Here is an 18,772-nt window from a genome sequence, read left to right as displayed (position 1 = left end):
AGGCGCTTATTCCAGCGTGGCAATCACAGAGCGTAAGGTAGGAATGCCCCAACCTTTCTCAGATGAGGTCACGATGATCTCGGGGTAGGCGGCGGGGTGTTTTGCCAGCGCACCGCGCACCTGATCCAGTACCTTTGCGCGCTCTACTTCTTTGACCTTGTCCGCTTTTGTCAGCACAGCCTGAAACGTAACAGCGGCGCTGTCCAGCAGGCTCATAATCTCGTCATCGACTGATTTGACACCATGGCGCGCATCAATCAGCACAAAGGCACGGCGCAGCGTCTGGCGGCCTTGCAAGAATTGCTTGAGCAGGCGCTGCCATTTCTCAACAACTGGCAGGGGCGCATTTGCATAGCCATAACCTGGCAAATCAACGAGGTAGAGATCATCGCCGGCTGTGAAATAGTTGATCTCTTGCGTGCGGCCTGGTGTGTTTGAGGCGCGAGCCAGCGCCTTCATCCCTGTCAACGCGTTGATCAACGTCGACTTGCCGACATTCGAGCGGCCCGCAAAGCATACCTCAAGGCGGTCCGCCTCGGGCAAGCCTGACATAGCGACCACGCCTTTTACAAACTCGGTCTGGCCAGCGAATAGCAGTCGTCCTTTTTCCAGTGTGAACGCGTCGGGCTCCTCGGCGAGGGGGAAGGGCAGTTGCATCAGATAAGCTCCAGTTCGTCGCCGACGGTCACATCACCGGATTGGATTACAGTAACATAAATCCCGAAGTCCTGATGATCGAGCATATTCAGCGCTTTCAGTGTATCGACATCGCGAACGCCGGTATCGGTGTTGGCAGTGGTGGCAAGGCAGCGTGTGATACGCGCCTCAACCCGCAAGCGCGAGGTGCCGAGTTTCAGGTCTCGACCTATCCAGTCGAACTCGGCCCAAGCCGGCGCGCCCTCGAACCAGATATTCCCGCGCCACCGCTCGACCTGTAGTGGCGACTGGGAGAGGGCTTCAACAGCCGTATGCGAGGCATGGTTGCATAGGGAAATGGAGGCAAAAGGCGTATCGGTAAAGCCGCGTCCATCAAGGCGGAGGATACGCACAGGCTGTGCGCGGCTGTCGTCAACAAGAACACTCACCCAATCAAGCAAGGCCTTCGGGTCCGCGTCTGGCTGGACTGTCAGATCATCGAGATCGGGGTGGGTTAGTGTAAGGGTTTCGGACGCCTCTTCGAGCGAAGATGAGATTGCCATAAGCGCAGGCGATTTGGCCCCGCGGCTAAAGTTCTGGCATGCAGCCCATTCGCTGCTACCGGCTTTTGCTGCGTCATGGGCAATGGCCCATAGACGATCATAAGGCATTGATAGCCCTTCTGTCAGCGTGACACGCGGTAACGCCTCACGCCCGTGGCCTTTGATCGGGTGACGCCAGAGCGCCGTGACCTTCATCACTTTTTCGGCTCTGTCTTGGGCTTGCGGGTGAACCCGCCTTTGATGTTGCCCAGCAGGTCGGGTTTATACCCCTGGCTGCGCATAATGAGGTACTGTTGGGTGAAGGTGATGGTGTTGTTCGCGATCCAGTAGACCACCAGACCAGAGGCGAAGCTGCCCAGCATGAACATGAAGACCCATGGCATCCATGCAAAAATCATCTGCTGTGTGGGGTCAGTGGGGGCCGGGTTCAGTTTTTGCTGCAACCACATCGAGATGCCCAAGAGAAGCGGCAGAATTCCGATGAATACCAGCGCCATGATACTGCCAACTTCGGGTGTGCCCCACGGGAGTAGGCCATAAAAGTTGAATATCGAGGTTGGGTCAGGCGCGCTGAGATCCTGAAACGGGCCAAAGAATGGCGCATGGCGCAATTCGATCGTTACGAAGATCACCTTGTAAAGCGAGAAGAAAATCGGAATTTGCAGCAAGATGGGCAAACAACCAGCGGCAGGATTTACCTTTTCCTTCTTATAGAGCGCCATCATGCCTTGTTGCATCTTTTGGCGGTCGTCGCCGGCCTCTTCCTTCAGCTTTTCCATTTTCGGCTGAAGCTCTTTCATCTTGGCCATCGAGACGTAGGATTTGTAGGCCAAGGGGAACAAGAGCGCCTTGATGAACAGGGTCAGTGCAATGATCGCGACACCCATATTGCCGATCAGGATGTTGAACTGGTGCAGCAGCCAAAAGATTGGTTTGGTCAGGAAGGCGAACCACCCCCAATCAATCGAGTCGATGAAATTGTAAACGCCTGCGTCCTCATAGGCCTTCAGAACGTCCCATTCCTTTGCGCCCGCGAAGAACTGGGTTGTGTTACTGATCGTTTGCCCAGGGGCGACCGTCTGCACCGGGCTGACTGCCTCGGTCTGATAAATGTCGCGGCGCTCATCATATTTTGCAACGGATTTGAATGCGGTTCCTTGGGTCGGGATCAGAACGCTCATCCAGAAATGATCGGTAAAGCCGATCCAGCCGTTTTCCGTGATGTTGTTCTCTTGCGTGCGGGCGCCAGCGCGCGGGTTGAATTCAAACTCCGGCATCTCGTCCCAATCGGTTTCGGAGTATTCACCATCTGTCATGGTGACCACGCCTTCGTGCAGGATGAAGAAATTTTTCAGATCGGTCGGAATGCCGTGGCGTGCGAGCACTGCGTAAGGCGCGATAGAGGCGGCAATATCACCAGTGTTCTCGACGGACTGTGTGATAGTGAACAGAAAGTCACTGTCGATGGCGATTTGTTTTGTGAACAGCAGACCTGCGCCATTGTCCCAGCTCAGCGTTACAGGTGTATCAACGCCAAGCGTCTCACCGTCGGTCAGCTGCCATTCGGTATTCGGACCTGGCACGGCGCCTGGATCAACGCCTGCCGCCGCTGCCCAGCCATGCAATGCGTATTGTGCGTTCGGCTCGGTCGCGGGAAACAGGATTTCGACAGTAGTCGCATCTTCATCAAGGGATGTGCGGTAGTCATTGAGAAGCAATTCATCAATGCGGCCACCAAGAAGCGAGAGAGAACCACTCAAACGTGTTGTTTCAATCGACACACGCGGCGCTGTCTCAAGGGCGCTTGGGGCGGTGTCGGTGCTGGCCGTAGCGGCTGGCGCTGTTGCGGGTACATCTGCGCTCGGCGTGGCCAAGCTGCCTTCGGTGGGTGCGGTCTGCGAGGCGGTGGTCCCGTCAAGGGGTGTCTGTGGTTCTGGCGGTGGGAAGAGTACAAACCACACAAGGATCACAACAAAGCTGAGAGCTGTTGCAATGATAAGATTTTTGTTCTGATCGTTGTCCATTTGCACCGCTACCTGAAGTCTGAAAACTGTCTGGTGGGTACACAACGGGGGCGGCAAAAGGTCAAGCGGAATCGGGGGGCTGCTACCTAATTACGCGAATGGTTTTGAGCGGTTTCCAGCTATTTTTGACGTCCTTGCATGATCTGTGGCACGTCTAGCAGTTTTGCATTATGGGCATTGATCCAATCGATTGTTTGGTCAAATGGCATCGGGCGCGCGATGCCAAATCCCTGCACATGGTCACACCCGAGCTGCGCCAGCAGCACATGCTCGCCCACAGTCTCGACACCCTCAGCAAGTGTTTCGACCTGAAGACGCTCTGCCATTGTCAAGATCGCGCTGATCATGCGCTGCTGTTCGGGGTCGCGGTCGGCTTTCATGACAAAGCTGCGGTCAATTTTGATCCTGCAGACCGAGAAGCGGCGGATGGAGGCGATAGAGGCATTCCCCGTGCCGAAATCATCCAAATCTATACGGCACCCGAGTGCGCCCAAAGCATTGATATTTCGTGTAATCATATCATCAGGCGCGCTGGCTACAACAGTTTCCAATACCTCCACAGCCAGTCGGTCTGGTGTGAGTTCAAATCGGTCGAGATCCCATTTAATTTTCTCCAGCAGGCGTGGATTACTCAGCTCGGATCCGGCGAAATTCACACCGACCTGCGGGACCTCAACACCCTCGGTGTCCCACGCTTTGAGCGCGCGAAAGCTGTGATACATCATGACCTCGGCCAATCGCTCCAGCAGATTGGCTGCCTCGACAGCAGGGAGGAATTCAGCGGGTGGTATCACACCACGCACAGGGTGGGTCCATCGGGCCAATGCTTCAAAACCTGTGATGCGCCCTGTATCGGTGCAGATCTGCGGCTGGAACCATGGTGTGATTTCACCGCTATCGAGAGCGGCAAACACATCTTCATGCAAGGCACGACGGGTCTTACGCTCTTGATGCATTTGGTCGGAATAGGCGCGGATGCTGGACGCCCCGCGTGCCTGGGCGCTGCGCAGCGCGATGCAGGCGGCCTCCAGCCATTGTGCGGCTTGCTTGTCCGGCGCGCGGGAATGTTGGCAAAACCCGATACAAACGTCAGCATAAATGACAGTTCCATCAAGCGAGATCGGCTCTTCTGCGGCTGTCTGCAAGCGGCCCGCAAGTTGGATGCACAGTTCCAACGAAAGATGACGTACTGGAGAAACACAAACGGCAAAGCGGGCATCCCCTATCTGACCTATCACATCGCCATCACGCATGGCGGCTGTCAGGCGTTCGCCCATGCGATCAATCACGGCATCGCCCGCAGCGGGGCCAAAACGATCCACAAGGTCGGCGAAACCTTCGATTTCGACAACGTGGATACAAGAGTGCATCCCGCTCTCGCTTGCCTGTTCGAAAATCACCCCACACCTTTCAGCCATCGCAGCACGGGGAAGCAGCCCACCTCTGGTCATGGCGGCGCTGTTTAGATGCCCGACGGTTCCATTAATTCCCCCTGCCAAGAGGTAAATCGCGGGAAGTAGCGCGGCGACCACCAGCAACGCCCCTTCACCACCAAACCAGTACGCGGCGAGAGAGAATGCGGGAATAAACGCGAGAGCAGGAGGGCCGGTCAGGACATTGAAAATACGCATGCGCATTTCGGCCAAAGCAATGAAATAATTCTTCTTGGTCTTATCCGGCACAGGCGCCCCTCCTGATCGGAGCCGCTTGTGCGCTCTCCTTCCTCTACCGTAGCGAGAATCAGATCAATCGGGGGTTAACACGGTAGAAAAATCCGCGTTCATTTAATTCAAATTCTCTAAATCCCGCGAAAGTCCTGTAAAATCAAACAGATTTGGGTCAAGTAGGTGGGAGGGGCGTGCATTGGTCAGCGCGCGAAACATGATCTGTCGGCGGCCCGGATTGTTCTGCTCCCATGTATCGAGAATCGATTTCACCTGCTGGCGTTGTAATCCGTCCTGCGAGCCGCAGAGGTCACAAGGGATTATCGGGTATTGCATTGCGCTGGCAAATTTCTCGCAATCCGCCTCGGCCACATGGGCAAGGGGGCGGTAGACAAACAGATCTTTTTCTTCATTCAACAGTTTGGGCGGCATCGTGGCCAGCCTGCCGCCGTGAAAGAGGTTCATGAAGAACGTCTCGAGTATATCATCGCGATGGTGCCCCAGCACAACAGCCGAGCATCCCTCTTCACGTGCAATGCGGTACAGATTGCCGCGCCGAAGCCGCGAACACAGCGCGCAAAACGTACGCCCGCTCGGGATTTTATCCATTACGATTGAATAGGTGTCTTGGTACTCAATCCGGTGCGGCACGCCCATCTTTTGTAGAAACTCAGGAAGAACGGTCGCGGGAAAGCCGGGCTGCCCCTGATCGAGGTTGCAGGCCAGTAGTTCGACAGGGAGCAGGCCACGCCACTTTAATTCATGCAAGACCGCCAAGAGTGTGTAGCTGTCTTTGCCGCCTGACAGGCACACCAGCCACTTGGCGTCTTTCTCGATCATACCGTATTGCTCAATTGCTTCGCGGCTTTGCCGGATAAGGCGCTTGCGCAGTTTCTTGAATTCGGTTGTTTGGGGCGCGCCGTGGAAAAGCGCGTGAATTTCTTTCGTCTCGTCAAGCATGGCACGTTCCTTGGTCGGTTGATTTTATCTACATCACGTTACCTTTGAACTAAAGCCATAGGAGCGTGCGGGATGCGGTTTGCAATAGTTGGAGCGGTGATGGTCTTGGGCGCTTGCGTGGGCAAGCCCGCCTTGGACGATGGCAAGCTGTCGCAGATCGACTTCAATCTGGAAGAGTTCTTTGACGGTCGCGTGCTGGCCAAGGGGCAGTTTCAGGATGTCTTTGGCACAGTGCGGCGAAGGTTTGACGTTGTGGTTACGGGTACTTGGGATGGCACGACCCTAAAACTGGTTGAGGATTTTGCCTATGCCGACGGGACCACAGAGGAACGTATCTGGCGGCTGAAAAAGACAGGTCCAGTGGTTGCCGATCAAACCTGGACCGGCTTTGCGGACGGGGTACTGGGTGTCGCGCAGGGCCAAGAACGCGGCGATACATTTAATTGGAAATACCGGATTGATCTGCCTGTGCCGGATGGCACCTTGCGGTTGAGTTTTGATGACTGGATGTGGGATCTGGGCGGCGGGCGTGTGCTGAACCGTGCCTATATGAAGAAATACGGGGTCGATATCGGTGAAGTTCTCATCACGTTCGAGAAGCAATAGCTAGTCGCTACTGTCCAGCGTTTGACGGGACATAACACGCGCTGCGGGCGCTGACACGCGCAGGGCCTGTGCGTTCCGGCAATCATGACGATGAGGTCGAAGCTTGTCGGGCCAACGGGCTGCACGGCCAAGACAGATGATACGCCACTGATGATCTGCACAGGCGTGTCCCATTCCGGAGAGGTCAGGTAGAGCGTGCGGGTATCTTGTCGAGATAGTCTTGCGTCGCCGCTGGTGTCGGCCTCGATCACTTCGAGCAATTGGCCGAGCCGTGTTTGCGCCGCATTGGACTGATGAAATACCAATGGCCGCGTTTCGATGATCAACCGCTCACCCTTTGGAAAGAGCCAGTGATGCGCCTGCGGATCTGTTCTCACAATTAGATAGTTGAGCAGATTGCCGCGGCTGTCTTTGCTGATCCTGCGGTTGGTATAGGTCTGCTCGGCATAAAGCGGTAGGGCGTAGGTCCCAGGCGTGTTGTTTGGAAGAGCGTTGCCAAGGCGCAGTGTTTGTTGCGGCTCGCTCCCGAGGGGTTCCGGTGTGTCGGTGGGCGACAGAGCCAGCGTATCTGTTGTCGCGCGCGGAAAGGTTTGAGTCCGCAGATCACGGGTGAGCTCCCATATGAGCACCCCCAAAATCACGGTGGCCGCCGCAGCAATGAGAAGCGCGTTAAAGCGCCAGACCCATTTGAAAAACCCTGTGTCTATCATTTACTTCTTTTCCGGCACTGGATCGTACCCGTCGCCTCCGAAGGGGTGGCACCTGCCAATTCGGCGCGCAGCCAGCAAGCTGCCCCGAATTGCGCCGTGTTTTTCCAAGGCCTCTAGCGCATAGGCCGAACAGGTCGGTTGATAGCGACAATTAAAACCCACCCATGGGCTGAAGACCAACCGGTAGAAACGAACGGGCAAGGCCATAAGGTGGGCGAAGGGGGTCATTTCCGCGCGCCGTGCAGGATATCGAGCGCGCTATGCATGTCTTTGAGCAGTTGGTCAAAAGGCAGGGAGGCAGTGGCATCGCGGCGTCCGATGAGCACATAGTCGTGTCCCGACTGGCCTTTGAGCGGTAGGACAATGCGGGCAACCTCACGCAATCGGCGCTTGGCACGGTTGCGGGCAACAGCATTTCCTACCTTTTTGGAGCAGGTGTATCCTACACGAATACCAGTCTCTTCGCCCTCGGGTCGGCGCAACATTTGCACAACAAACCCCGATTTAGCGACCCGCTTACCGCGTGCGGCGCGGGTGAAATCGCGCCGCTGCGTCAAAACAGTGGGCGTTTCGCATGACAAAACCGCCGGTGACGCTGTCCCAACGGCGTTTGTGCCTGTCAGGTCGGTCTCCGGCGGTGTCATAACATTTGCCTTGGGCGCGTTTTTACGCGCTCAGCTCTTTGCGACCCTGTGCGCGGCGCGCATTGATGATCTTGCGGCCTGCTTTGGTTGCCATGCGCGCACGGAAACCGTGGCGGCGCTTGCGGACGAGGTTCGAAGGTTGAAAGGTGCGTTTCATCGCGTCCTGCTCCATCTATCTATTGTGTAGTGCGACCCGCGGATTCGCGCGTTCGCGTCATTTCAGACCCGTCCTCTAAAGGGCTGTGGACCCCAAGTCAAACCCTGTGACCGCCCAAATCGCTATATCTGCAATAAAACTCCGAACCGAGCCTGCGATATGTTTCAATCCTCGACGGATAAGCGCAAACTCGGGGGGGAATCCAACACGGATGATCAAGCGCGCGTGAGCGGGCTGTCTTTGTCGCTCGCAAAAGCGCATCTAGGTGTCAACCGAACGCTGTTGGAGCACGAGACATGACAGATACGAGCCAGAGCATGACAACCAAATCCCCCCTAGTGCGCTACGCGCCGCTTGCGATTATTGCATCGGTGGCGGTTGTGGGGGCATTTGTGCTGCGCGACTACATTGGTTTTGATGCGCTGCGTGACAACCGTGAGGCATTGATAGCTTTTCGGGATAGTAATTTCGTGCTGACTGTTGTGGGTTTTATCGCGGTGTATGTCGTGATTGTTACCTTTTCCCTTCCTGGCGCGTTGATTGCCACTCTGACGGGGGGATTTTTGTTCGGGACTTTTTTTGGTGCTGCAGTGAATGTGACCGCAGCAACGATGGGCGCCACGCTGATCTTTCTGGCCGCCCAGATGGGGCTTGGGGACAAATTGCGCGCACGGATGGAGACATCCAGCGGCTTGGTGGCGCGGATCAAAAAGGGTCTGGATGAAAACCAGTGGTCCATGTTGTTCTTTATTCGTCTTGTACCAGCCGTGCCGTTCTTTGTGGCCAATCTGATCCCTGCGTTCCTCGGTGTGCCACTGCGTCGGTTTGTGATCTCGACGTTTTTGGGCATTATACCCGGATCACTTGTTTACACCTCCGTTGGTGCGGGATTGGGGGAAGTATTTGCGCAGGGTGAGACGCCGAACCTTGGATTGATATTCGAGCCACACATCCTGCTGCCAATATTGGGGCTGTGCGTGTTGTCGGTGCTGCCCGTGATTATCAAAGCCGTGACCGGCAAGAAGGAACTCTAAGATGGAATTTATCAAAACCGACATTCTGGTCATCGGTGCAGGGTCAGGCGGGTTATCGGTTGCTGCGGGCGCTTCGCAGATGGGGGCTGACGTTGTGCTTTTGGAAGGGCACAAGATGGGGGGCGACTGCCTTAACTACGGATGTGTTCCCTCAAAGGCGCTGATCGCGACAGGTAAGGCTGCTTATAGCCAGCAGCATGGGGCCCAGTTTGGTGTGAAGGATGCGGCGGGCGTCGTCGATTATGCAGCGGCCAAGGATCATGTAGCGGATGTGATAGCGACGATAGCGCCCGTTGACAGCCAAGAGCGTTTTGAAGGTTTCGGCATCAGGGTTATCCGCGAATTCGGAAAATTTATCTCGCCGACAGAAGTGCAGGCGGGCGATACCATTATCAAAGCGCGCCGCATAGTTATCGCCACAGGCTCGTCCCCGCTTGTGCCGCCAATTCCGGGGTTGGATAGCGTACCCTATGAGACCAATGAGACGCTATTTGATTTACGTGAGACGCCCGAGCATCTGCTCATCATTGGCGGCGGGCCAATCGGCATGGAAATGGCACAGGCGCATGTGCGCATGGGCTGCAAGGTCACGGTGATCGAGGGTGCCAAAGCGCTGGGCAAGGATGATCCTGAGCTGGCCGAGGTTGTACTGACGTCTTTGAAGGACGAAGGCGTGGAAATTGCGGAAGAGGCATTGGCCGCAAAGATCAGCGGGCAGGCGGGTGCAATTGAGGTCGAGACGCAGGACGGGCGTGTGTTCAAAGGCTCCCATCTTCTGATGGCTGTTGGACGCAAAGCAAACGTAGATAAGCTGGAGCTAGGTGCGGGGGGCATCAAGCCTTCGCGGAACGGGATACAGGTCGATGATAGCATGCGCACCAGCAATCGCCGCGTTTACGCTATAGGGGATGTGGCCGGAGGACTGCAATTTACTCATGTGGCGGGATATCATGCCGGTGTCATTATCCGCTCGATGCTATTTGGCTTACCGTCCAAAGCCAAAACGGCCCACATTCCGTGGGCGACATATACTGACCCCGAGCTTGCGCAGGTTGGATTAACCGAGGCCGAGGCCCGCAAAAAGCACAGCAGTTCGCTGGAAGTGGTGCGATTTCATTATTCCCACAATGACCGAGCCATTGCAGAGCGCAAGACTAAAGGGTTCATCAAAGTCATGGTGGTCAAAGGGCGGCCTGTCGGTGCGTCAATTGTTGGATATCAGGCAGGCGAGTTGATCAATCTCTGGGCGTTGGCACTCGCCAACAAGATGAAGATGAGCCAGATCGCTGCAATGGTCGCGCCCTACCCAACTATTGGTGAGATCAACAAGCGCGCGGCGGGCGCTTACTTCAGCCCGCGTCTGTTCGAAAGCGATCTTGTAAAACGTGTGGTAGGCCTTGTTCAGCGGTTTATCCCGTGAGGTCTGCGACGCGCGTCTGCGACGGCGCCCCGCCCACCGTCCCGCGTGGCGCATAGGTGAAAGCATGATCAATTCGCTCTCCGGTCGTTTGCTGGTGCTCACCACGATATTTGTGATGATTGCCGAGGTGTTGATCTTTGTGCCGTCTATCGCGCGGTTTCGCGAAGACTATATGCTTAACCGTCTGGAGCGTGCGCAGATTGCATCGCTGACCCTGCTTGCCGACGATATGATTGACGCCGATCTTGAGGCGGAATTGCTGCGGAACGCTGAGGTCTTTAACGTGGTTTTGCGCCGTGATGAAATCCGTCAGCTTGTCCTGAGTTCGCCCATGCCGCGGGTGATCTCGGGGACAGTCGATTTGCGCGACAGCTCTGCGTTGACGCTGATTGGTGAAGCAACGCGGCGTATGATGACTGCAGAGAATGAGGTTATCCGCGTGATCGGTGCGCCTGTGCGGGATGCGGGACTGCTGATCGAGGTCACGATGGAGACTGCTCCGATGCGTGCGGCGATGATCGACTATGGCTTGCGCATTTTGGCACTGTCCGCCGTGATTTCTGTAATCACTGCGTTTTTGTTATTTATTGCGATGCGTATTCTTTTGGTCAAACCCATCAAGGGCGTTGTTGGACATATGCAACGCTATGCTGCGGCACCAGAGGACGCGCGCCGGATTATTGAGCCGACCGCCCGAGTGACAGAGCTGCGCGAAGCAGAGCAGGCGCTTAAATCCTTGCAAACCGAGCTGACGTCAGCCTTGCGTCAGAAAGAGCGGTTGGCTCAGCTAGGATCTGCGGTAAGCAAGATCAGCCATGATTTGCGCAATATCCTCACTTCGGCGCAGCTGTTCACAGACCGGATCGAAATGTCAGAGGATCCTGTTGTTGCCCGCATGGCACCAAAATTGGTGGGGTCAATCACCCGTGCGGTGCATCTGTGCGAATCGACACTTGCATTTGGTCGCGCGGAAGAGCCCAGCCCAACGCTGACCGTTGTGCGTCTGGCTGATATCGTCGAGGATGTTCTGGACAGTGAGCGTTTGGCCATCGGTAGCGCGGATATTGCGTTGGAGACCGATATCGCCGAACCTTTCGAAATACGCGCGGACCCTGAGCAGATGTACCGTGTGTTGGGGAACCTAATTCGCAATGCGCGACAGGCGATCGTCGCGTCTGGCAAGGCCGGTAGGATCACTCTGATCGCTTCGGAAAAACCAGAGGCTTGGCAGATTAGATTGCGTGATACGGGCCCCGGTCTGCCCGCTAAAGCGAAAGAGCATTTATTTTCGGCCTTTCAAGGTTCGGTTCGTAAGGGCGGCTCTGGCCTTGGCCTTGCCATTTCAGCCGAACTGGTTCGAGGTCATGGTGGCGATATTGTTTTGGTAGACACTGGCGGTGACGGTACGGAATTCTTGATCACATTACCCAAAGGGGACGGCACGATTTAAGGATTTTTTCCTGTGATGTGATTTTGCGCATGATGAGGGCTTGCATTGCCTGTGCGCTGCTACTAAACCGCCAGCAAGTGGACCGATAGCTCAGCTGGATAGAGTACCTGACTACGAATCAGGGGGTCGGGGGTTCGAATCCTCCTCGGTCCGCCACTACCCCTAGTTTCTGTAATGATGCGGCTAGCCCGATGCTTATGCTCGGCCTTTTGCTGCACCAAGGTGTTTTACATCATGCACGCTGATGCATGTTTGAAATACCGCTATGGCAAAACCGGCTGCTGATATGGTTGGATTTTCCGGTTTGACGGGACAGGGTGGATTAGCGGTCAGGATGCGCGGCGACAAAGGCTGGATGCGCGGAACAAGCTGTTTCCACTTTCTTGATTCGCGTACAGTCCGAATAATCCGCTCCCCAGCGGTTTGCGTTGTAAATCTGGGGCATCAATACAATGTCCGCAAGGCTTGGTGTCGCGCCACAACAGAACGGCGATTGATCGAACCCTTCCAGTATCGCCTCGAACGCAGCCATGCGCGGGGTAATAAAGTGTTGCATCCATTCGGTGCGCTGTGGCTCTTTGCCCTTGGTTGCAAATCCAACGACAGAGAGGTTGCACACCGGATGCAGATCAACCGCAATCGCATGGGCCAGGGCGGTCTGTTGTGCACGCGCGACAGGCTCTTTGGGGAGCAATCCGATGTCACGGGTTGCATCAAGGTATTCAAGAATGGCCAGTGATTGGGTCAGGCGGTGGCCGTCGATGTCAAGAACGGGAACAAACCCTTGCGGGTTACGCGCCATATGATCAGGACCAATGTGGTCACGGGCCAAAAGATCGACCGTGCGGATCTCATAGTCGATACCGGCGAGGTTGAGGGCGATCCGCACGCGGTAGCTGGCCGAAGACTTGGGATAATCCCACAAGATGACATTACTCATTTCGCGGCCTCCAATGCTGCTGTAAGCACTTTGCGGTCGCCGATGTGGTTTGCAAGCGTCAGGATCAGGCGGGCGTTGAACGCGTCGCTCTGCTCTTTATCCAGATCGGTATGAGCGCGGATAAGCTCGTCATAAAAGCCATCAGGGTCGGGCAGATTTGGGGTCAGGATTAACATTGGTCAGACCTTTCCAATCGCAATGTTCAGGGCGGCAGAGACAGCCTGTGGATCAAACTCAGGCCAGCGTGCAACGACATGCTGATCAGGACGAATAAGGTATACTGCGCATGCTTTTGTGCCCAGATAGCGGGCTTTGAGCGCATCAGAGGGTTTGGTGATTTCTACCACTTGTGCTGTTAGGCCATGCGCCTGCACGGCCTTTGCGCTGCACCCAATGGCGAGCAGGGTAAACCCGCCCCCCAGATGATCGAGGAGAAAGCCATCACCGTGTGGTGCATCAGGGCAGGTCATGCCAGGTCTGGCTTCATCAGGCCCTTCTAGCATGTCCTGGGCAAACAATGGGAAGCCTGCGTAGTTGCACGGCACTGACAGGCGGCCAGAGTTGACCAAAGGGCGGGCAAAGGGATGTTTATTTGCCAGATCCAGCACCGCGTTGCGAAAGGTTTTCGAAACTTCGGACTTGGGCGTCATAAAGTCCGTCGCGCGGGAGGAATTGAGGATATTTTCGTCTGCGCCATGCTCGCGCTCATGTGCGTAGGTATCGAGCAGGCTGTCGTCGGCCAACCCTTTGAGTACCAGATCAAGCTTCCAAGCCAGATTATCCGCGTCTTGCACACCCGAGTTCGCGCCCCGTGCGCCAAAGGGCGAGACTTGATGCGCGCTATCGCCAGCAAAGATCACATTGCCGTGGCGAAACTTCTCCATCCGTCGGCATTGGAACGTATAGATGGACGTCCATTCAAGCTCATATTCAGGCACATGACCCGCCTGAGAGGACAGCATTGCATCAACGCGGGCGCGGATGCGGGCAGGGTCCAGCTCCTTTTCGCGGTCAATGTCCCAGCCGAGCTGGAAATCAATGCGCCAGATGTCGTCGGGCTGCTTGTGCAACAATGCAGACTGGCCGCTGTCCTTGAACGGCGGCTCAAACCAGAACCAGCGCTCGGTCGGGAAATCGGCCTTCATATGCACGTCAGCGATCAGGAAGTTGTCCTCAAACACACGCCCGTCAAAGCTGAGGCCCATCATGTCACGCAATGGTGACCGTGCGCCATCACATGCAATCAGATAGTCGGCCTCGATCTGGTAGGGGCCATCAGGCGTCTCGACAGTTAGCGTGCTGTAACTGCCGTGGTTTTCCAATGCGGTGACACAGTTGCGCCCCCTGATTTCGATTGGCGCACCGTCAGCCTTTGCGCTGTTGATCGCATCGACGAGGTATTTCTCAAAATAGGGTTGTTGAAGATTAATGAAGGCCGGATTGCGGTGACCTGCTTCTGGCTGGAGGTTGAAGTCGAAAATCTTGTGGTCGTCATGGAAGACTTTGCCGACATTCCACACAACGCCCTTATCCACCATCTGCTGGCCCGCACCCAGCCGACTAGCGATGTCCAAGGTTCGCTTGGCAAAGCAGATCGCTTTGGAACCAAGACCTGCGCCGTCATGATCATCAAGCACCAAAGCAGGCGTACCTTTTTGCCCCAAATCAAGAGCAAGTGCGAGGCCGATAGGGCCACCGCCGACGATCACGACCGGATGGCGCACAGGGGCTTGGTCCTGTGCCGCGACTTTGCTGTACGGATAGAGTTGGAAGGCTGTCTTGTAACGTGTGGCGACCATAGTGTTCTCCTTTACAAAGTCGGAGGTTGCATTGCGCGCGCGTAAATACCGAAACCACCGGCGGCTACACCGGCGATTGTCCCGAATACCAAAAGGGCATTTGCGATTTTGCCGACGAGGCTGGAACGAAGAAAACTGCCTGTATTTGAAAGGTCGTTGTTCATCGCTTCATATCTCTGTGCTGCGGTCAATTTAGAGAAAGCCCGACGTGCGCCAGTCTGGACCAGTAAAGAAACCATGCAGATGGCAAACCCTAACCACAGGCTGAGGAGAGCTAGAAGAAACGCGGCCTCTGCTAGCTCCCACGCACTCATCCCTGCAAAGCCGCCCACATTTCCAGATCACGTTCTGCGGTCCAGATGCGGGGGTGAGTGATGCCGCGGGCTTCGTCATAGGCGCGGGCCACGTTGAAGGGCAGGCAATGCTCGTAAATCGCATAGTCGGCGAATTTGGGGTCGCACTCTGCGCGCACGGCGTCCCATGCCTGCTTGAGCGTGCCACCTTGGGCGGCCACGCGGGCAGCGGGGGCATAAGTAGAGTTGACGAAATCACGCGTGCTTTCGATTGCGCGGTTCACAGCGTCCTTGCCGATGAGCGCGCCACCGCGACCTGGTGCGATGGAATTCACGTCATAGGCCTTGATTGCGTCCAGTGTATTGCCCCAATCTGCAAAATGCCCGTCACCGCAGTAGCAGGCCGAGTGGTCTTCGACGATGTCGCCAGTGAACATCACGTTCTCGTCCGGCACATGGATCACGATGTCACCTGCGGTATGTGCGCGTCCAAGGTGCATAAGGTCAACACGGCGGTTGCCCAGATGTACGGTCATACGGTCGTTGAAGGTGGTGGTGGGGTAGGTCAGGCCCGGAATACTCTCGTGGCCTTCAAACAGACGGGGGAAGCGTTGGAACTCAGAGTCCCAATCCTCTTGGCCCCGCTCCATCACCATGCCGCGCGCGGCCTCGCCCATGATGATCTGGTCGGCACCATAGGCGGAGGCACCCAGCACGCGGACAGCGTGGTAATGGGTCAGTACAACATGGCTAATCGGTTTGTCGGTGACTTCGCGCACCTTTTCGATCACCTTATTCGCAAGGCGCGGGGTCGCCTGCGCCTCAACGATCATCACGCTTTCGTCGCCGATAATCACGCCGGAATTGGGATCGCCTTCAGCCGTGAACGCCCAGAGGTCGCGACCAATCTCGTCGAAGGTGATTGTTTTTTCGGTCATGTCGCCTTGGGAGGCAAATGCTTTGGCCATTTTGGTGTCCTTACTGGGATTTACGGGAATTTGACGGCGGGTTTGATGGTGCCGGTACAGCTGCCAAAGCCGATCAGGTAGCCATCACCTTTGGCGGCGCCGTGCAGGGCCAAAGTATCACCGTCTTCGATAAAGCTACGGGTCTGGCCATCGCCGATATCAATCGGCTCTTTGCCGCCCCATGACAGCTCCAGCAGGCTGCCGCGCTGGTGCTTTTCCGCGCCCGAGATGGTGCCGGAGCCCAGCAGATCGCCTGGCGTCATTGCACAGCCAGAACTTGCGTGGTGGGCCAGCTGCTGGGGGGCAGAGAAATACATCTCGCGATAGTTCGTCTCGCAGATCGTCTTGGCCTCGCCGCCTGCGGGCTGGATGGTGACAGAAAGGTCAATGTCGTAGAGCATCGGCTTGGGCTCGTGCAGATAGGGCAGCAGCTCCTTCTCGCGCGCGGGTGTGGAGGTGCGGAAGGGCTCAAGTGCGGCTCGTGTCACGATCCACGGGCTGATGGAGGTCGCGAACGCTTTGGCTTGGAAGGGGCCAAGGGGCTGGTACTCCCACGCCTGAATATCGCGCGCCGACCAGTCATTCAGCAGGACATAGCCGAAAATCATCTCTTCGGCCTGTGCGACAGAAACGGGGTGCCCAAGCTCGGATGCGGTGCCCACAATCGCGCCCATCTCAAGCTCGATATCAAGACGTTTGCAGGGTCCGAACGAAGGCGCATCGGCATCGGGCGCTTTGGTTTGCCCGTTGGGGCGGATGATATCCGTACCAGATACGACGACGGAGGATGCGCGCCCGTTATAGCCGATAGGAATGTGCAGCCAGTTGGGTGGTAAAGCGTTTTCAGCACCACGGAACATGGTGCCGACATTCACCGCGTGGTTCTTACCTGCATAAAAGTCGGTGTATTCGGCCACCACCATCGGCAGCTCCATGCGGGCATCAGCCATTGGCACTAGGTAAGGCGCGACTGCTGCTTGCTCTGCCGCGCCATCCGCAAGCATTTGTGTGAGGCGCTCGCGCAGGGCAGCCCATGCCTCGGGCCCCAACTCCATCACGTCGTTCCAGTATGGTACATCGAATACCGGATCTTCGGCCAGTTCGATCAGGCCCGCTTCTTCGGCGGCATACATATCAAGGATCATATCCCCGATCGCCACGCCACAACGCGGCTCAAGGCTGTTGGTGCTGAACACGCCGTAGGGCAGGTTGTTGAGCGGGAATTGGGTGTCGGCGCTGTTGGCGCTCTCTACCCATGATTTCTGTAGAGTCATTGTATTTCCTTTTATCCCTGTGCAGGCGCGCTGCACTTAATTTTAGTCGCCGCCGCCGCCACAATCGCCGCCGCTGTCTCCGCCAAACCAACCACCGCTGCTGCTACCGCTTTCACCGCTCTCTCGCCTAGTGTGTTTGCGAGCCGGGCGCGCGCCCCGCCGCATATCAAAGAACATGAACACGGCGCAGACGATGAGAAAGGCGAAAGTACCGAGAAGAATCTCCACTATTTCTTGCCCGGTGTTCCGTCGAACTTCTTCTCCAGATCGGTCCAGCAGTCAATGTAGTCGTCCTGCAAGGGCGCTTCGTTTGCCGCGAATGCCGTGAGGTGCTGGGGGAAGCGTGTCTCGAACATGAATGACATGGTGTTCTCCAGCTTTTCTGCACCCAAATCAGCGTTTGATGCCCCCTCAAAAGCGTTCTTGTCCGGCCCGTGGGGCAACATCATGTTGTGCAAGGACATGCCACCGGGGATGAACCCCTTAGGCTTGGCGTCATAGATGCCAAATATATTGCCCATCAGTTCGGACATGACGTTTTTGTGGTACCATGGTGGCCGAAAGGTATCCTCGGCTACCATCCAGCGATCACGGAACAGCACAAAATCAATGTTCGCGGTGCCTTCAACACCTGAATCGGCAGTCAGAACGGTAAAGATCGACGGATCGGGATGATCAAACAGGATCGCGCCGACGGGGCAGTAGGTGCGTAGATCGTATTTGCAGGGCGCATAGTTGCCATGCCATGCGACCACGTCCAGCGGTGAATGGCCGATCTTGGTCTCGTGGAATTGTCCTGCCCATTTGATCGTTACAGTTGAGGGCGCGTCGCGATCTTCATATGCCGCGACGGGCGTTTTGAAGTCGCGCGGGTTGGCCATACAGTTGGCCCCGATCGGACCACGTCCGGGCAGGTGGAATTTCTGGCCATAGTTTTCGCAGACAAAACCGCGGCAGGGCCCTTCGAGCACTTCAACGCGGTAGACAAGCCCACGCGGGATGATTGCGATCTCCTGCGGCTCGATGTCGATCACACCCAGCTCGGTCGCAAACCGAAGGCGACCTTCTTGGGGGACCACCAACAGTTCGGAATCCGCCGAGTAAAAATAGCTGTCCTTCATGCTTTCCGTGACAAGGTAGATATGGCTTGCCATGCCTACCTGGGTGTTCACATCACCTGCAGTCGTCATCGTGCGCATGCCTGTCAGCCATGTTAGCGGCTGGTCGCTGTGCGGCACAGGGTCCCAACGGTACTGGCCCAGCGAGATCACGTCGGGATCTACGTGCGGGGCAGACTTCCAATAAGGCAGGTCGATTTTTTCATAGCGGTGTGAGTGTTTGACAGAAGGGCGGATGCGGTAGCACCATGTACGCTCGTTTTGGTGGCTGGGCGCGGTAAAGGCAGTGCCGCTAAGCTGCTCTCCGTACAGGCCGTAGTTCACCTTCTGGGGGGAGTTCACGCCCTGCGGCAAAGCACCTGGCAACGCCTCGGTCTCGAAATCATTCCCAAAACCGGGCATGTAGCCTTCGGTTGTGCCTACCGGCGATGCGGCAGAGCGAAGTCCGTGGGGGGTAAGCTCTTTGTTCATCGGATTCCCTTTGCAGTGATGCTATCCAGATATTAGTTTGA

The 18,772-nt window shown here is 56.3% G+C and carries 19 protein-coding genes and 1 tRNA gene; 5 read left to right on the top strand and 15 right to left on the bottom strand.

The window, feature by feature from the left end:
* Positions 1-6: 6 nt before the first annotated feature.
* From yihA to ttcA, 5 genes are all read right to left on the bottom strand, one after another.
* Complete coding sequence (gene yihA / locus Q0903_RS03315; protein WP_299025106.1) at positions 7-657, bottom strand: ribosome biogenesis GTP-binding protein YihA/YsxC; 651 nt, start codon at positions 655-657, stop codon at positions 7-9.
* Positions 657-1,394 carry an MOSC N-terminal beta barrel domain-containing protein gene (locus tag Q0903_RS03310; protein ID WP_299414466.1) on the bottom strand — a complete coding sequence of 246 codons (738 nt, stop codon included), beginning with the start codon at positions 1,392-1,394 and terminating at the stop codon, positions 657-659. Before Q0903_RS03310 ends, yihA begins: the two co-directional genes overlap by 1 nt.
* A complete protein-coding gene (yidC, locus tag Q0903_RS03305; protein ID WP_299412832.1) occupies positions 1,394-3,223 on the bottom strand; it encodes a membrane protein insertase YidC in 1,830 nt (609 codons plus the stop codon). The genes Q0903_RS03310 and yidC overlap by 1 nt, the downstream gene beginning before the upstream one ends.
* A 119-nt stretch (positions 3,224-3,342) precedes the next feature.
* Positions 3,343-4,860, bottom strand: coding sequence for a bifunctional diguanylate cyclase/phosphodiesterase (locus tag Q0903_RS03300; protein WP_299414463.1), 1,518 nt, complete (start codon positions 4,858-4,860; stop codon positions 3,343-3,345).
* A gap of 147 nt (positions 4,861-5,007) precedes the next feature.
* Complete coding sequence (ttcA, locus tag Q0903_RS03295; RefSeq protein ID WP_299412829.1) at positions 5,008-5,847, bottom strand: tRNA 2-thiocytidine(32) synthetase TtcA; 840 nt, start codon at positions 5,845-5,847, stop codon at positions 5,008-5,010.
* 72 nt (positions 5,848-5,919) lie between these two features.
* On the opposite strand from ttcA, the gene Q0903_RS03290 reads away from it, so the two are divergent.
* Positions 5,920-6,453, top strand: a complete 534-nt coding sequence (locus Q0903_RS03290) for a DUF3833 domain-containing protein (RefSeq protein ID WP_299412826.1) — start codon at positions 5,920-5,922, stop codon at positions 6,451-6,453.
* Here the strand turns inward: Q0903_RS03290 and Q0903_RS03285 are convergent.
* From Q0903_RS03285 to rpmH, 4 genes are read right to left on the bottom strand one after another with little or no spacing between them, the layout of a single operon-like run.
* A complete protein-coding gene (locus tag Q0903_RS03285) occupies positions 6,393-7,163 on the bottom strand; it encodes a hypothetical protein (protein WP_299412824.1) in 771 nt (256 codons plus the stop codon). The genes Q0903_RS03290 and Q0903_RS03285 overlap by 61 nt on opposite strands.
* A complete protein-coding gene (gene yidD, locus Q0903_RS03280) occupies positions 7,164-7,391 on the bottom strand; it encodes a membrane protein insertion efficiency factor YidD (RefSeq protein WP_299412822.1) in 228 nt (75 codons plus the stop codon).
* On the bottom strand, positions 7,388-7,807 hold the full coding sequence (rnpA, locus tag Q0903_RS03275; protein WP_299412820.1) for a ribonuclease P protein component: 420 nt from the start codon (positions 7,805-7,807) through the stop codon (positions 7,388-7,390). Before rnpA ends, yidD begins: the two co-directional genes overlap by 4 nt.
* Before the next feature lie 22 nt (positions 7,808-7,829).
* Positions 7,830-7,964 carry a 50S ribosomal protein L34 gene (gene rpmH, locus Q0903_RS03270; RefSeq protein ID WP_025063397.1) on the bottom strand — a complete coding sequence of 45 codons (135 nt, stop codon included), beginning with the start codon at positions 7,962-7,964 and terminating at the stop codon, positions 7,830-7,832.
* A 296-nt stretch (positions 7,965-8,260) separates the two neighbouring features.
* On the opposite strand from rpmH, the gene Q0903_RS03265 reads away from it, so the two are divergent.
* The 4 genes from Q0903_RS03265 to Q0903_RS03250 all read left to right on the top strand — a co-directional run bounded on the left by Q0903_RS03265 (position 8,261) and on the right by Q0903_RS03250 (position 12,024).
* Positions 8,261-8,998, top strand: a complete 738-nt coding sequence (locus Q0903_RS03265; RefSeq protein ID WP_299412818.1) for a VTT domain-containing protein — start codon at positions 8,261-8,263, stop codon at positions 8,996-8,998.
* Between the two features lies 1 nt (position 8,999).
* Positions 9,000-10,418 carry an FAD-dependent oxidoreductase gene (locus tag Q0903_RS03260; protein ID WP_299412816.1) on the top strand — a complete coding sequence of 473 codons (1,419 nt, stop codon included), beginning with the start codon at positions 9,000-9,002 and terminating at the stop codon, positions 10,416-10,418.
* 64 nt (positions 10,419-10,482) lie between these two features.
* Positions 10,483-11,868 carry a HAMP domain-containing sensor histidine kinase gene (locus Q0903_RS03255; RefSeq protein WP_299412814.1) on the top strand — a complete coding sequence of 462 codons (1,386 nt, stop codon included), beginning with the start codon at positions 10,483-10,485 and terminating at the stop codon, positions 11,866-11,868.
* A gap of 79 nt (positions 11,869-11,947) precedes the next feature.
* Positions 11,948-12,024, top strand: a tRNA-Arg gene (locus Q0903_RS03250).
* Positions 12,025-12,190: 166 nt separating this feature from the next.
* Here Q0903_RS03250 and maiA read toward each other — a convergent pair.
* From maiA to hmgA, 6 genes are all read right to left on the bottom strand, one after another.
* A complete protein-coding gene (maiA, locus tag Q0903_RS03245) occupies positions 12,191-12,808 on the bottom strand; it encodes a maleylacetoacetate isomerase (RefSeq protein WP_299412813.1) in 618 nt (205 codons plus the stop codon).
* Positions 12,805-12,984 (bottom strand): DUF2783 domain-containing protein, encoded by a 180-nt coding sequence (locus Q0903_RS03240; RefSeq protein WP_299025086.1) that lies wholly within the window; start codon positions 12,982-12,984, stop codon positions 12,805-12,807. Before Q0903_RS03240 ends, maiA begins: the two co-directional genes overlap by 4 nt.
* Positions 12,985-12,987: 3 nt before the next feature.
* Complete coding sequence (locus Q0903_RS03235; RefSeq protein ID WP_299412810.1) at positions 12,988-14,607, bottom strand: FAD-dependent oxidoreductase; 1,620 nt, start codon at positions 14,605-14,607, stop codon at positions 12,988-12,990.
* Between the two features lie 310 nt (positions 14,608-14,917).
* A complete protein-coding gene (locus tag Q0903_RS03230; protein ID WP_299412808.1) occupies positions 14,918-15,868 on the bottom strand; it encodes an MBL fold metallo-hydrolase in 951 nt (316 codons plus the stop codon).
* Between the two features lie 20 nt (positions 15,869-15,888).
* Complete coding sequence (gene fahA, locus Q0903_RS03225) at positions 15,889-17,142, bottom strand: fumarylacetoacetase (protein WP_299412805.1); 1,254 nt, start codon at positions 17,140-17,142, stop codon at positions 15,889-15,891.
* 227 nt (positions 17,143-17,369) lie between these two features.
* On the bottom strand, positions 17,370-18,731 hold the full coding sequence (gene hmgA / locus Q0903_RS03220; RefSeq protein WP_299412802.1) for a homogentisate 1,2-dioxygenase: 1,362 nt from the start codon (positions 18,729-18,731) through the stop codon (positions 17,370-17,372).
* Positions 18,732-18,772: the final 41 nt, after the last annotated feature.

The organism is uncultured Sulfitobacter sp. (genome assembly GCF_947502895.1).
Classification (GTDB): Bacteria; Pseudomonadota; Alphaproteobacteria; order Rhodobacterales; family Rhodobacteraceae; genus Sulfitobacter.
This window is presented reverse-complemented; position numbering and strand designations above follow the sequence as displayed.